The sequence below is a fragment of the Kocuria sp. HSID17590 genome (assembly GCF_003989485.1).
In the GTDB taxonomy this organism is placed as follows: domain Bacteria; phylum Actinomycetota; class Actinomycetes; order Actinomycetales; family Micrococcaceae; genus Kocuria; species Kocuria salsicia.
This window is the reverse complement of record NZ_RBMB01000050.1, coordinates 1-11,844: the sequence shown is the minus strand read 5'-3', so window position 1 is coordinate 11,844 and position 11,844 is coordinate 1. Positions and strand designations below refer to the sequence as shown.

General features: G+C 70.6%; 12 protein-coding genes, 1 tRNA gene and 1 riboswitch. Of the genes, 3 read left to right on the top strand and 10 right to left on the bottom strand.

Annotation, left to right across the window (positions count from 1 at the left end; translation table 11 throughout):
• The 9 genes from D8M39_RS11985 to D8M39_RS11945 all read right to left on the bottom strand — a co-directional run.
• The coding region (locus tag D8M39_RS11985) for an energy-coupling factor ABC transporter ATP-binding protein (protein ID WP_148111768.1) at positions 1-886 on the bottom strand (886 nt) is incomplete at its 3' end.
• Positions 883-1,539 carry an ECF transporter S component gene (locus D8M39_RS11980; RefSeq protein ID WP_055084595.1) on the bottom strand — a complete coding sequence of 219 codons (657 nt, stop codon included), beginning with the start codon at positions 1,537-1,539 and terminating at the stop codon, positions 883-885. The genes D8M39_RS11985 and D8M39_RS11980, both read right to left, overlap by 4 nt.
• Before the next feature lie 57 nt (positions 1,540-1,596).
• Positions 1,597-1,703, bottom strand: a riboswitch (TPP riboswitch).
• 96 nt (positions 1,704-1,799) lie between these two features.
• The gene (locus D8M39_RS11975) at positions 1,800-2,072 is read right to left on the bottom strand and encodes a DUF4235 domain-containing protein (RefSeq protein ID WP_055084592.1); all 273 of its coding nucleotides are present in this window, start codon (positions 2,070-2,072) and stop codon (positions 1,800-1,802) included.
• A gap of 130 nt (positions 2,073-2,202) precedes the next feature.
• On the bottom strand, positions 2,203-2,568 hold the full coding sequence (gene mnhG, locus D8M39_RS11970; protein ID WP_055084590.1) for a monovalent cation/H(+) antiporter subunit G: 366 nt from the start codon (positions 2,566-2,568) through the stop codon (positions 2,203-2,205).
• Positions 2,565-2,834 (bottom strand): monovalent cation/H+ antiporter complex subunit F, encoded by a 270-nt coding sequence (locus D8M39_RS11965; RefSeq protein ID WP_094395147.1) that lies wholly within the window; start codon positions 2,832-2,834, stop codon positions 2,565-2,567. Before D8M39_RS11965 ends, mnhG begins: the two co-directional genes overlap by 4 nt.
• Positions 2,831-3,478 (bottom strand): Na+/H+ antiporter subunit E, encoded by a 648-nt coding sequence (locus tag D8M39_RS11960; protein WP_126875086.1) that lies wholly within the window; start codon positions 3,476-3,478, stop codon positions 2,831-2,833. Before D8M39_RS11960 ends, D8M39_RS11965 begins: the two co-directional genes overlap by 4 nt.
• Positions 3,475-5,112, bottom strand: a complete 1,638-nt coding sequence (locus D8M39_RS11955) for a Na+/H+ antiporter subunit D (protein WP_126875085.1) — start codon at positions 5,110-5,112, stop codon at positions 3,475-3,477. The genes D8M39_RS11960 and D8M39_RS11955 overlap by 4 nt, the downstream gene beginning before the upstream one ends.
• A complete protein-coding gene (locus D8M39_RS11950; protein WP_126875084.1) occupies positions 5,102-5,632 on the bottom strand; it encodes a Na(+)/H(+) antiporter subunit C in 531 nt (176 codons plus the stop codon). Before D8M39_RS11950 ends, D8M39_RS11955 begins: the two co-directional genes overlap by 11 nt.
• On the bottom strand, positions 5,629-8,730 hold the full coding sequence (locus D8M39_RS11945; protein ID WP_094395154.1) for a Na+/H+ antiporter subunit A: 3,102 nt from the start codon (positions 8,728-8,730) through the stop codon (positions 5,629-5,631). The genes D8M39_RS11950 and D8M39_RS11945 overlap by 4 nt, the downstream gene beginning before the upstream one ends.
• Before the next feature lie 240 nt (positions 8,731-8,970).
• On the opposite strand from D8M39_RS11945, the gene D8M39_RS11940 reads away from it, so the two are divergent.
• A complete protein-coding gene (locus D8M39_RS11940; protein ID WP_126875083.1) occupies positions 8,971-10,380 on the top strand; it encodes an MFS transporter in 1,410 nt (469 codons plus the stop codon).
• 61 nt (positions 10,381-10,441) lie between these two features.
• Here the strand turns inward: D8M39_RS11940 and dcd are convergent, their stop codons facing one another.
• Positions 10,442-11,020: a dCTP deaminase gene (gene dcd / locus D8M39_RS11935; RefSeq protein WP_094395158.1), complete on the bottom strand. Its 579-nt coding sequence runs from the start codon at positions 11,018-11,020 to the stop codon at positions 10,442-10,444.
• Positions 11,021-11,133: 113 nt separating this feature from the next.
• On the opposite strand from dcd, the gene D8M39_RS11930 reads away from it, so the two are divergent.
• A tRNA-Gly gene (locus D8M39_RS11930) sits at positions 11,134-11,204 on the top strand.
• Positions 11,205-11,354: 150 nt separating this feature from the next.
• Positions 11,355-11,807, top strand: a complete 453-nt coding sequence (panD, locus tag D8M39_RS11925; protein WP_055082779.1) for an aspartate 1-decarboxylase — start codon at positions 11,355-11,357, stop codon at positions 11,805-11,807.
• Positions 11,808-11,844 lie beyond the last annotated feature (37 nt).

The following is an 11,844-nucleotide window of genomic DNA, read 5'->3' as shown; positions in this document are numbered from 1 at the left end:
GGTCCTGGCCGGAGCGCGCCGTGTCCGCACCGCGGGGGCGCTCGCCCTCCCTGGCGGGGCCCGCGGCCACCGCCCCCGCCTGGGCAGCTCCGCGGTGGGCGGGCGGACGCGTCGTCGGGACCCAGTCCGGAACCCACGTGCCCTGCGCCTGCAGCAGCTCCCGGGCGTCGTGGAGGGTCTCCCGGGTGGGGCCGTCGAAGGCCACCGAGCCGTGGTCGTCGAGCACGATCACCCGCTCCACCACCGGTTCCCACAGGGCAACCCGGTGCTCCACGACCACCAGGGTGGTGCCGTCCTCCCGGACGGCCCGGGACACGGCCCGGCACAGCTCCACGGCCCCCTCGTGGTCCACGCTGGCCGTGGGCTCGTCGAGCAGCAGCAGGCGCGGACGCATGGCCATGACCCCCGCGAGCGCCAGGCGCTGCTTCTGGCCGCCGGACAGGGCCGTGGTGGAGTGCTCGAGGGGGAAGTGGAGACCGACCCTGTCCAGGGCCTCGTGGACGCGCGGCCAGATCTGCTCGCGGGGGACGGCGAGGTTCTCGAGACCGAACGCGACGTCGTCCCCGATCCGCGAGAGAACCACCTGCGTCTCGGGATCCTGATGCATGAAACCCACGGCCCCCCGCACGTCGCGCGGGTCGGCGCCGTCGACCGTCAGTCCACCCGAGCGGGACTGCCCGTCCGGATCCTGCTCCACACCCGCCAGGGCCTGCAGCAGGGTGGACTTGCCCGCACCGGAGGGGCCCAGGAGCAGCACGCGCTCCCCAGCGCCGATCTGCGCGTCCACCCCCGCGAGGCTCGGGTACTGGCGCCCGGGGTAGTGCCACCCGAAGTTCTCGAGACCGACCGACGCGCCCGCCGGGATGGTGCCCGATGCCGCGGTCATCGCCGGCGCGCGGCGCCGGACGCGAGGGCGCTGAGGACGCCCGTGGCCTGCAGCGCACGCACCACGAGCCACATCAGGGCACCGGCGATCACGGCGCCGGAGAGCGTGGTGAACACGGCGTAGACCAGTTTCTGGTCCGTGGCCCACTCGTAGTTGTACAAGATGTTCTCGCTCACCGCGAGGAAAAGCCCGGAGACCGCACCGCCCGCTGTGGCCGTGAGGAGCCCGAAGCTGCGGTAGCGGGTCAGCAGGAAGACGATCTCCACCCCCAGGCCCTGGATCACGCCGGAGAGGACCACGAGCCATCCCGCGTGGGTGCCCAGGAACATCTCCAGCACGGCCGCGAGCAGCTCGCAGAAGATCGCGGCACCCGGCTTGCGGATGATCAGCGCACCGAGCGTGCCGGCCACGAGCCAGCCGCCCACGATGAGCCCGCCCGCGGGCGGGTACGCCACGGACCCGGCGGAGACAGCCGGGGCGAGCAGGTTGGACCACAGCCAGAAGACCACCGCGCACACCGCCGCGAGAACGGAGGCGACCACGATGTCCACCACCCGCCACGAGTGCTGCCGGGGGGCGTTCCTGCGCGGCTCACCCCGCCCCGGGTTGGGCTGGGACGCGCGCTCCGACGTGTTGCGGACCTGCTGTGTCATGTGAATCCTCCTGAAGATTCCAGGAGGGGAAGGCTCGCGTCCACGGGTGCGGACGGGTCCTTGAGATGCTCGACTCCCTAGCGCCGGTATGAACCGGATCAGGTTCGAGGGTCTGCGCTCACACGCACTCTCAGCGCCGCGGTGGCGCTCCCCTGTCGTTGTGCCGCCAGTCTAGACCACGGCACGCACGAGGGCCGGGTGCGCTGCGTACCCGGCCCTCGCGTGCGGGACCTCCCGGGCACTCGGCCCGGTGGGGTTCCTCAGATCTCGGACTGCGAGGTCTTGCCAGAGTCCTTCTTCTCGGACTCCATCTTGGACACCTGGCGGGCGATTCCCACCTTGATGACGGTGCCCACCACGCCGGTGATCATGGCCCACAGGATGATGTCCCGCCAGGCCTCGTCCTCGTCCGGGTTCTTGGCGGGGGGCTCGTTGCCGGTGACCTGCTTCCACACGGCGGACAGGCCCTTGTTCGCGAGGGCCACGCCGCCCAGGGACGCCACGGTGCCGAGGATGTCCATCGCCTTGTTCATGAAGTGCTCCTTCTCGTCGCGAGTGCCGACGGCGCTTGGGGCCCGACGGCGTGCTGCTTCCTCCCCCAGCATACGAACCTCGGCGCGTGGCCGGGCGGTGCGGGGTGCGGTTTACGCTGAAATTATGTCCTCAGCGTGATTCCTCGTGCCCGGCCCGGGCCACGACGTCCCGCAGCTCGTCCTCCATGAGGTTCTCCTCGTGCAGGTGCTTGGAACGGTACGCGGCCCGGCCCACCATGTGCGCGGAGACCGGCACGGTGAGCAGCTGGAAGACCCACGCGAGGATCAGCAGCGGGATCATGCGCGGCTCCCCGCTCTCGATCGCCACGGCCGTGAGCATGAGGAACAGGCCGAAGACCTGCGGCTTGGTGCCCGCGTGCATGCGCGAGAGCAGGTCAGGGAAGCGCACCAGGCCGATCGCGGCGGCCAGGGACATCAGGGCGCCCAGCACCAGGCACAGCAGGGCGATCACGTCCAGGACGGTGTGCCAGCTCATGAGCGGTCCAGCCCCACGTTGCGCGCCACCGTGACCGAGCCCAGGAAGCCCACCAGGGAGACGATCACGAGCAGGATGATGTTGTTCGTGTGGTGGTTGTAGACCATGTCCACAGCCAGGCACGCCCCCACGATGGCGAGCAGCACGTCCGAGGCGATCACACGGTCCAGCAGGGAGGGCCCCTTCGCCAGCCGGTAGATGGTTCCGGCGGCGGCCAGGGCGAGGATCGCCCCGCACAGCCACACGGCGACATCGAGCATTGTCATGAGCGCTCCTCCCCGTGGCCGGTTCCGGCCTCGTCCATCTCGTGCGCGGGCGACTCGAGCGCCCCGGTGGCCTCCGTGTTGTCGGGGTCCCCGACCACGGTCAGCAGCTTCAGGTCCTCCCGCGTGCCCATGATGCGGATCCAGGCGGCCTCGATGTCCAGTGCGGAGCGCCGGAACGCCTCCGCCTGCTCCGGCGTGGAGATGTCCAGCACGTGGAAGTAGAGGATCCCGTTGCCACGGTCCACCTCCACCACCAGGGACCCGGGGATCAGTGCCATCGTGTGGCCCACGGCCGTCATGAGCAGGTCGTTGTTCTGGCGCAGGGGAACCCGCAGCACGGCGTTGCGCACCCGCGGGCCCTGCGTGACCGCAAGCCAGAAGACGTGGAAGCTGGCCTTGGCCACCTGCCAGATAAACGTGGGCACGAACAGCGCGAAGTGCACCACGTTGAAGCGCCGGGACAGGCGCACGGGCGGCAGGGTCAGCAGGCGGGTGACGAGCAGCGCGAGCAACAGCCCGAAAACCAGGTTCCCGATGCTCCAGTCACCCCACAGTGCACCCCACACCACCACGAGCCACAGGATCAGCGGCAGCTCGGCGCGCAGGGAGTTGCGCGAACGGCGCCGCACGGCGGACGTGCTCATCGACTCTCCTCACTTGCGCCGCCGTGACCCTCGGGGTGCAGGACGGCGTTGACGTAGCGGTCCGGGTGCACCAGGTTCTCGGCGGCGTTCTCCGCGAGGTCGAACAGCGGCCCCGCGAAGACGGTGAGAGCCACGCCCACCACCACCAGGGCCGAGGTGGCACCCACCATGGTCCGCGGCAGCAGCACCACCGGGGACCTCCCCGAGAACCGGCTGCCGGACTTCCTGGCGACCACGCGCGAGGTGCTGGGGCGCCGGCCCTCCGCGGTGGTGGCGCGCAGCACGGGATCCGGGTACTCGGCGTCGTCGACGCTGCGCAGGAACACGCGGTTCCACACACGGATCAGGGCCATGAGCGTGAGCAGCGAGACGAACACGGACACGCCCACCAGCAGGTAGCTCAACCACGTCCCGGTGCTCACGCCGGCCTCGATCAGCCCCACCTTGCCCAGGAAGCCGGAGAACGGCGGGATGCCGCCCAGGTTCAGCGCCGGGATCATGTAGAGCACGCCCAGCAGCGGGGAGATCTTGAGCATCCCGGCCAGGCGGTCCACGTTGGTGGACCCGCCGCGGCGCTCGATGAGACCGGCCACCAGGAACAGGCTGGTCTGGATCACGATGTGGTGCGCGATGTAGTAGACGACGGCGGCCAGCGCGGCCTGGGTGCCCAGCGCGATGCCGAAGATCATGTACCCGATGTGGCTGATCAGGGTGAACGAGAGCATGCGCTTGATGTCGATCTGCGCGAGCGCACCCAGGATGCCCACCAGCATGGTCAGCAGCGCCACCCACATCAGCAGGCCGTTGATCTGCGTCCCCGGGAACAGCAGCGTCTCCGTGCGGATGATCGAGTACACGCCCACCTTGGTCAGCAGCCCGGCGAACACGGCGGTCACCGGCGCGGACGCCGTGGGGTAGGAGTCGGGCAGCCAGAACGAGAGCGGGAAGATGGCCGCCTTGACCCCGAACGCGATCAGCAGCATGAGGTGCAGCTGCATCTGCGTGCCCACCGGCAGGTCCGCGAGCTTGCCCGAGAGGTCCGCCATGTTCACGGTGCCCGTGGCGCCGTAGATCATGCCCAGGGAGATCAGGAACAGGATCGAGGAGATCACGGAGACGACGACGTACGTCACGCCCGCGCGGATGCGCTGCGCGGTGCCGCCCATGGTCAGCAGCACGTAGGACGCGGTCAGCAGGATCTCGAAGCCCACGTAGAGGTTGAACAGGTCCCCCGCGAGGAACGCGTTGGACACGCCCGCCACCAGGATCAGGTAGGTGGGGTAGAAGATCGAGATGGGGCCCTCGTCGTCGCCGTTGGCCACGCCCTCGCTCACCGCGTAGACGAGCACCGCGAGGGAGACGACCACCGAGACCACGAGCATCAGCGCGGAGAGCTGGTCCACCACCATCACGATGCCGAACGGTGCCGCCCAGTCCCCCAGGTGCACCACCTGCGGACCCCTGTTCCACACGTTCGCGAGGATGACCGCGTTGAGCACCAGCGTCAGCGACATGGAGCCGATGGTCACGGCGCGCTGCAGGCCGTTGCGGTGGACGATCAGGAAGTTCAGGGCCGCCCCCAGGAAGGGGATCAGGACCGCGAGAGGGGCGAGCTGCGCCGGATCAGTACTCATGCGTGTCCCGCTCCTTTCCGTCCGTGAGCTTCTCGGCCCTGTGGTGACCCGGTGATTCCGCCGCCTCTTCCTCGTTGTGCCGTGCCGGGGCGAACCGCGCGTCCGCGTGGTTGAACTCGGAGGTGTCCTGCGGCATGGCGTCGTCGTCCTCGGCGTCGTAGGAGGACTGCGTGGCCACGCGACGGTCCTCGAGGTCGTCCTGGATCTCGTCCCGGCGGGCCAGGATCCACGAGCGCCAGATCATGCTCAGGATGAAGGCCGTGGTGGCCAGGGAGATCACGATGGACGTCAGGACCATCGCCTGCGGCAGCGGGTCCGAGTACTCGGCCGGGTCCAGGGAGGAGTCGTAGAGCGGGGCCACTCCCCGCTCGCCGCTCGTGTGCAGGATCAGCAGGTTCGCGCCGTTGGTCAGCAGCATCAGGCCCAGCAGCACACGGGTGAGCGAGCGCTCGAGCAGGAGGTAGACCCCCACGGAGAACAGCACCCCCATGACCACCAGGAGCGTGACGTTCACGGTCATCGCTGCACCTCCGAGGTCTCGTCCGCGCTGACCATCGATCCGCGGGGGGCGTCCGGGTCGTCCACGCGCGTGGCCGAGACGCCCGGGCCGTTGCGGGTCAGCCGGATCCTGGACCCGCCGCCCGCGGGCTTCTTCTCCGACTCCATGGCCGTGCGCTCGATCCTCTCGTCGATGCGCCCGCCCAGGGAGCGCAGGACGTCCAGGACCAGACCCACCACGATCAGGTAGACGCCGATGTCGAAGACCACCGCGGTGACGAACTTGACGTGGCCGAAGACCCACATGTCCCACTCGAACGTGTAGCTCTCCATCACGGCCCCGCCGAAGAACACCGGGGCGATCGCGTAGAGCGAGGAGATCGCCAGGCCCGCGCCGAGCATCCACCCGGCATTGACGGGCGTGGCCCGCTCGAGCTCGTAGCGACCGCCGGCCAGGTAGCGCAGGGTCAGCGCGAGGGATGCCATCAGCCCGCCCGCGAAGCCGCCGCCGGGCAGGTTGTGCCCGGCCACGAGCAGGTAGAGGGACACGATCATGAACGTGTGGAACAGCAGCCGGGCAACCACCTCGAAGATGATGGAGCGGCGCTCGGGTGCCAGGGTCCGCCCGGCCAGCAGGAAGGGATCCGCGTCCGGGCGGGAGGAGAAGCGGCGGGCCACCTTGAGCTGCTGGGTGTCCGCGTGGGGCGAGTGCGCCGCGGCGTCGGCACCGCGGATGGCCTTCAGCTCCGCCGGGTCCAGCTGCTGGCGCTCGCTGCGCAGCCGGTCGCCGCGGCCCTTCACGAAGATCAGGGACGCGATGCCCGTGGCGGCCACGGTCAGCACCGTGATCTCACCCATGGTGTCCCACGCGCGGATGTCCACGAGGATCACGTTGACCACGTTCGCCCCGTGCCCGAGGTCGTAGGCCATTTTCGGCAGGTCCAGGGAGATCCGCGCGGCGCTGCGCGAGGAAATGGAGAACATCGCCAGGGCCATCATGAACACGCCGAAGACCACGGCGAAGACGGCGCGGAACACGCGGTGCCCGGCCGGCTTCCGGTTCCACAGCGGTCCGGGCAGCGAGCGCAGGGCCAGCACGAAGGCCACCAGGGAGATGGTCTCCACCAGCGTCTGGGTCAGGGCGAGGTCCGGTGCGCCGTGCAGGGCGAAGATCAGTGCCAGGCCGTAGCCGGTGACCGAGACGAGCAGCACCGCGAGGAAGCGCTTGCGCGCCGTGAGGACGAGCAGTGCCGCCACGACCATGGCGAGGCCGGTGGCCACCTGGGCGAGGGAGTCCCCGTAGCGGAACCCGGCCAGCGGGGGCGTCTCGTACCAGAACAGTGCCACGAGGGGCACCACGATGGCGGTGACCAGGACGACGGAGAGGTAGAACATCAGCGAACCGCGCTGGGTGCGACCGGTCAGCCACACGGCGAGGAGGTCCAGGACGTTGATGACCTTGCGGTACACGAAGTCGCCGCTGGGCACCTCCGGCAGCCTGCTCTGGAACTGGGCCACGGGGCGCCGTGCCGCGTAGAGCGCCGCGCCTGCGGCGATCACGAGCGCGGAGAGACCCAGCGCCGGGGTGAAGCCGTGCCACAGCTCCAGGTGCACGTGCGACTGCGCGGCCCCGGGGAAGAGCTCCTGGTAGGGCGTGATCCCCGCCTCGAGCGGGGCGGGCCACAGGCCGAGCACCACCGTGACGAGGGCCAGCACCGCGGGGGCGGCCAGGAAGTCCCAGCGCACGGGGGTGAAGGCGCCGACCACCGACTGCCCGTCCGGGGCGGTCTCGAGCTCGGAGAAGCGCCCCGGCTTGCGCGCGAAGCCGCCCCACACGAAGCGGGCGCTGTAGGCGAAGGTGAGGATCGAGCCGAGCACCACGCACACGAGCGCCGTGACCGCGAGCGGTTCGGGCAGCGCGTCCACGAACGCGGTGAGCACGGCCTCCTTGCTGACGAACCCCAGCAGCGGCGGGACACCGGCCATGGAGGCGGCGCCGATGACCGCGACCACGAACAGCTTGGGAGCGCGCCCGCCCACCCCGGAGAGCCTGCGGATGTCGCGCGTGCCGGCCTGGTGGTCGATGATGCCCACGGTGAGGAACAGGGTGGCCTTGAACAGGCCGTGGGCCACGACCATGCCGAGCCCGGCCATCGCGGTGTCCGCGGTGCCGAAGCCGACCACCGCGGTGATGAACCCCAGCTGGCTCACCGTGCCGTAGGCCAGAATCAGCTTGAGGTCGCACTGGCGCAGCGCCACCCAGCCGCCGAAGACCATGGTGCCGAGGCCCAGGGTGAGCGTGATGGGCAGCCACCAGGCGGTGTCCGCAAACCCGGGGGCCAGGCGCGCCACGAGGTAGATTCCGGCCTTCACCATGGCCGCGGCGTGCAGGTACGCGGAGACCGGGGTGGGCGCCGCCATGGCGGCGGGCAGCCAGAAGTGCGTGGGGAACAGGGCGGACTTCGAGACGGCACCGGCCAGGATCAGGGCGAGGGCGACGTCGACGACGGGCGAGCCCAGCAGCCCCGGGGCGGCGGCCAGGACCCCGGAGATCCGCATGGTGCCCGCGGCGTGGGCCAGCATCAGCAGCCCCACGAGCATCGCGAGCCCGCCGGCGGTGGTGATGATCAGCGCCTGCAGCGCCGCACGGCGCGCCGCCAGCTTGGTGCGGGAGTAGGAGATCAGCAGGAAGGAGAGCACCGAGGTGATCTCCCAGAACACGAACAGCACCATGAGGTCGTCCGCGGTGACCAGGCCGAACATGGCGCCGGCGAAGGCCACCAGCTGGGCCGCGAAGGAGCCCGTGTTCCGGGCGTCCGCCTTGAAGTAGCGCGCGCAGTAGGCGAGCACCAGCGCGCCCACGCCCAGCACGAGCAGGGACATCATGTACGCGAGCGCATCCATGCGGAAGGACAGGGCGATGTCCAGCTGCGGGATCCAGGGCAGCGAGATGCTCCAGCCGGCGGGGTCCGCGTAGGTGCGGGCGGTCTGGGTCAGCAGCCAGACGAAGCTCGCCAACGGCACGAGGGCCACGAGGTAGAAGCCGGAGCGGCCGGCGCGCCGCAGAACCGCGGGTGCGCACAGGGCGGCGAGCCCGTGGACCAGCAACACCGCGATCATGGAACCTCACCTTTCGGGCCCCATGTGCTCGGCGAACGCCCCGCGGAAGGCACAGTGCCACCCGGGGCATGAGGCGGTTGTTTGCGCTTCCCATCGTAACAAGAATGATTGTTGACGCGTCCTCGAAAGCCGCTGGACGCGGCCTGACCGGCCCCGCGGGCAAGGACCCGCGGCAACCCGCCCTCCCCCGTGACCGCGCACGTCCGCCGGCGGCGCCACGCTGCCCGTAGGGTGAGCCCCATGACCGGCGAGCACACGACCCCCACGGGCCGCACCCCCGAGTCCCTCGTCCCCGCACCGGAGGGCGGCTCCCGCGCCCGCGTGCTGATGTGGTGCCTGTGGGACACCGGCACCTCCGCCTACAACGCCGTGATGCTCACGTTCGTCTTCACGGTGTACCTCACGAGCGAGTCCTTCGGCTCCCCGGAGCACACCTCCACCGTGCTGTCCGTGGCCATGACCGTGGCCGGGTTCGCGATCGCGGCCACCGCGCCGATCATCGGCCAGCGCAGCGACACCCCGCGCTCCCGGGCGGGCTTCCTCACCGTCAACTCGGTGGTGCTCATCGCGTGCACCGCGCTGGCGTTCTTCGCCCGGCCGGAACCGGCGTTCCTGGTCTTCGGCGTGGCGCTGGTGGCGCTGGGCAGCGTGGCGCAGGAGTTCGCCACGGTGAGCTACAACGCGATGCTCCCGGCGCTGGCCGGGCCGCACCGGATGGGCAAGGTCTCCGGGTGGGGCTGGGGAGCGGGGTACGTGGGCGGCATCTTCGCCCTGGCCTTCGTGCTCTTCGGGTTCGTGACCCCGGGCTTCCTGGGGATCCCCACCGGCGACGCCCTGAACTACCGCGCCGTGGCGCTGTTCAGCGCCGCGTGGATCCTCGTCTTCTGCCTGCCCCTGATGCTCAAGGCCCGTTCCATGCCTTTCCGGGAATACAACGGCGCCATCCTCGAGGACACCGGCACCCCGCCGCTCGTGCGCACCGACGCCCTCCCCGTCACTCCCCCGGCACCCCGCAGGCGCGGCATCCTCGGCGCGTACCGCGAGCTGTTCCACACGATCGCCGGGCTGTGGCGGGTCTCCCGGGCCACCGTGTTCTTCCTGGTCTCCTCCGCCGTCTACCGGGACGGGCTCGCGGGCGTGTTCACGTTCGGCGGGGTCCTCGCGGCGGGCACCTTCGGGTTCTCCCTGACCGAGGTCATCATGTTCGCGGTCGCCGCCAACCTGATCGCCGCCCTGGGGGCGTTCGTGGGCGGCTCGCTCGACGACGCCCTGGGCCCGCGCACCGTCATCACCGGTTCCCTCGTGGGCGTCATGATCGCTGGCACCGCGCTGCTGTTCTGGTCCGGCAAGCCCGCCTTCTGGGCGTGCGGGCTCGCCCTGTGCCTGTTCGTGGGACCGGCCCAGGCGGCGTCGCGCACGTACCTGGGGCGCCTGATCCCACCCGGGCGCGACGGCGAGATCTACGGCCTGTACGCCACCACCGGCCGCGCGGTGAGCTTCATGGCGCCGGGGCTCTTCGGGCTGTTCGTCAACGTGCTGGGGGCCCAGATCTGGGGGATCCTCGGAATCCTCGTGGTGGTGGCCGCGGGACTCGTCCTGCTGCTGCTCACCCCGCGCCCACCGGAGGGCTTCACCACCGCCCAGGTCTGAGCGCCGTGGTGCTCCGGCTGACCACGGTGGCGGCCCGGACGAGCGCCGCGGCGCCCGGACGTCACTCGATGACGGTGCGGTCGAAGTTCAGGTGGCTGCGCGAGGCCGTGGGGCCGCGCTGACCCTGGTAGCGGTTGCCGTACGCACCGCTGCCGTAGGGGTGCTCCGTGGGAGAGGAGAGCTGGAAGAAGCACAGCTGCCCCACCTTGGAACCGGGCCACAGCTTGATGGGCAGCGTGGCCATGTTGGACAGCTCGAGCGTCACGTGGCCCGAGAACCCGGGGTCGATGAACCCGGCCGTCGAGTGCGTCAGCAGACCGAGCCGGCCCAGCGAGGACTTGCCCTCCAGGCGCGCGGCCACGTCCTCCGGCAGCGTGACCTTCTCGTAGGTGGCCCCCAGCACGAACTCCCCCGGGTGCAGCACGAACGGCTCGTCCGGGGCCACCTCGACGAGCCGCGTGAGCTCGGGCTGCTCCTGGCCGGGATCGATGTGCGCGTACTTGTGGTTGTCGAAGAGCCGGAACCACCGGTCCAGGCGCACGTCCACGCTCGCGGGCTGGATCATGGCGGGGTCGTAGGGCTCCAGGCGCACTCGCCCGGAGTCCAGCTGACGGCGGATGTCACGATCGGAGATGAGCACGGTTCCACGGTAGTCGACGCGGCCCGCGGCCGGTCCTCCGGAACAGCGCCGCACGCAAACGTGTTGTACAGTGGTGGGCGTTCATCCGCGTGCACGATGCACCGGCGGACAGTGCGGCTGTAGCTCAATGGTAGAGCGCACGCTTCCCAAGCCTGATACGCGGGTTCGATTCCCGTCAGCCGCTCCGCACACCTCGCACGACGCCCCGGGTCACCGTCACGGTCCCCGGGGTGTTGCATTCCAGAGGTGCCCACGGCCCACGGGCCTCCCGGACGGGGCGGTCCGAGGACCCCGGCCGGCAGGGGCACCGTCACCCACCGCATGAGGAGCGATCATGCTGCGCACCATGTTCACCGGCAAAATCCACCGCGCCACCGTCACCCAGGCGGACCTGCACTACGTGGGCTCCGTGACCGTGGACCAGGACCTGCTGGACGCCGCCAACATTCTCCCCGGGGAGCTCGTGGCCATCGTGGACATCACCAACGGTGCCCGCCTGGAGACGTACACGATCGCCGGCGAGCGCGGCAGCGGCGTCCTCGGCATCAACGGGGCCGCGGCGCACCTCGTGCACCCCGGCGACCTCGTGATCCTGATCGCCTACGGCCTCATGGACGCCGCCGAGGCCCGCGCGTACGAGCCCCGCGTGGTGCACGTGGACGAGCGCAACCGGATCGTGGCGCTGGGCTCGGACCCGGCGGACGCCGTGGTGGGGGACATGGTCCGCCCGCCGCACGCGCGCGAGCACCTGCTGGCGCAGGAGGACGCCGCCGTCCCCGGCCCGTGACCCCGCGGGCGCCGGCACGCGGCAGCCGGGCCGACGA

Coding starts and splice junctions, on each gene's coding strand:
- D8M39_RS11980 (WP_055084595.1), bottom strand. CDS start 1,539: ATGACACAGCAGGTCCGCAACACGTCGGAGCGCGCGTCCCAGCCCAAC.
- D8M39_RS11975 (WP_055084592.1), bottom strand. CDS start 2,072: ATGAACAAGGCGATGGACATCCTCGGCACCGTGGCGTCCCTGGGCGGC.
- mnhG (WP_055084590.1), bottom strand. CDS start 2,568: ATGAGCTGGCACACCGTCCTGGACGTGATCGCCCTGCTGTGCCTGGTG.
- D8M39_RS11965 (WP_094395147.1), bottom strand. CDS start 2,834: ATGACAATGCTCGATGTCGCCGTGTGGCTGTGCGGGGCGATCCTCGCC.
- D8M39_RS11960 (WP_126875086.1), bottom strand. CDS start 3,478: ATGAGCACGTCCGCCGTGCGGCGCCGTTCGCGCAACTCCCTGCGCGCC.
- D8M39_RS11955 (WP_126875085.1), bottom strand. CDS start 5,112: ATGAGTACTGATCCGGCGCAGCTCGCCCCTCTCGCGGTCCTGATCCCC.
- D8M39_RS11950 (WP_126875084.1), bottom strand. CDS start 5,632: ATGACCGTGAACGTCACGCTCCTGGTGGTCATGGGGGTGCTGTTCTCC.
- D8M39_RS11945 (WP_094395154.1), bottom strand. CDS start 8,730: ATGATCGCGGTGTTGCTGGTCCACGGGCTCGCCGCCCTGTGCGCACCC.
- D8M39_RS11940 (WP_126875083.1), top strand. CDS start 8,971: ATGACCGGCGAGCACACGACCCCCACGGGCCGCACCCCCGAGTCCCTC.
- panD (WP_055082779.1), top strand. CDS start 11,355: ATGCTGCGCACCATGTTCACCGGCAAAATCCACCGCGCCACCGTCACC.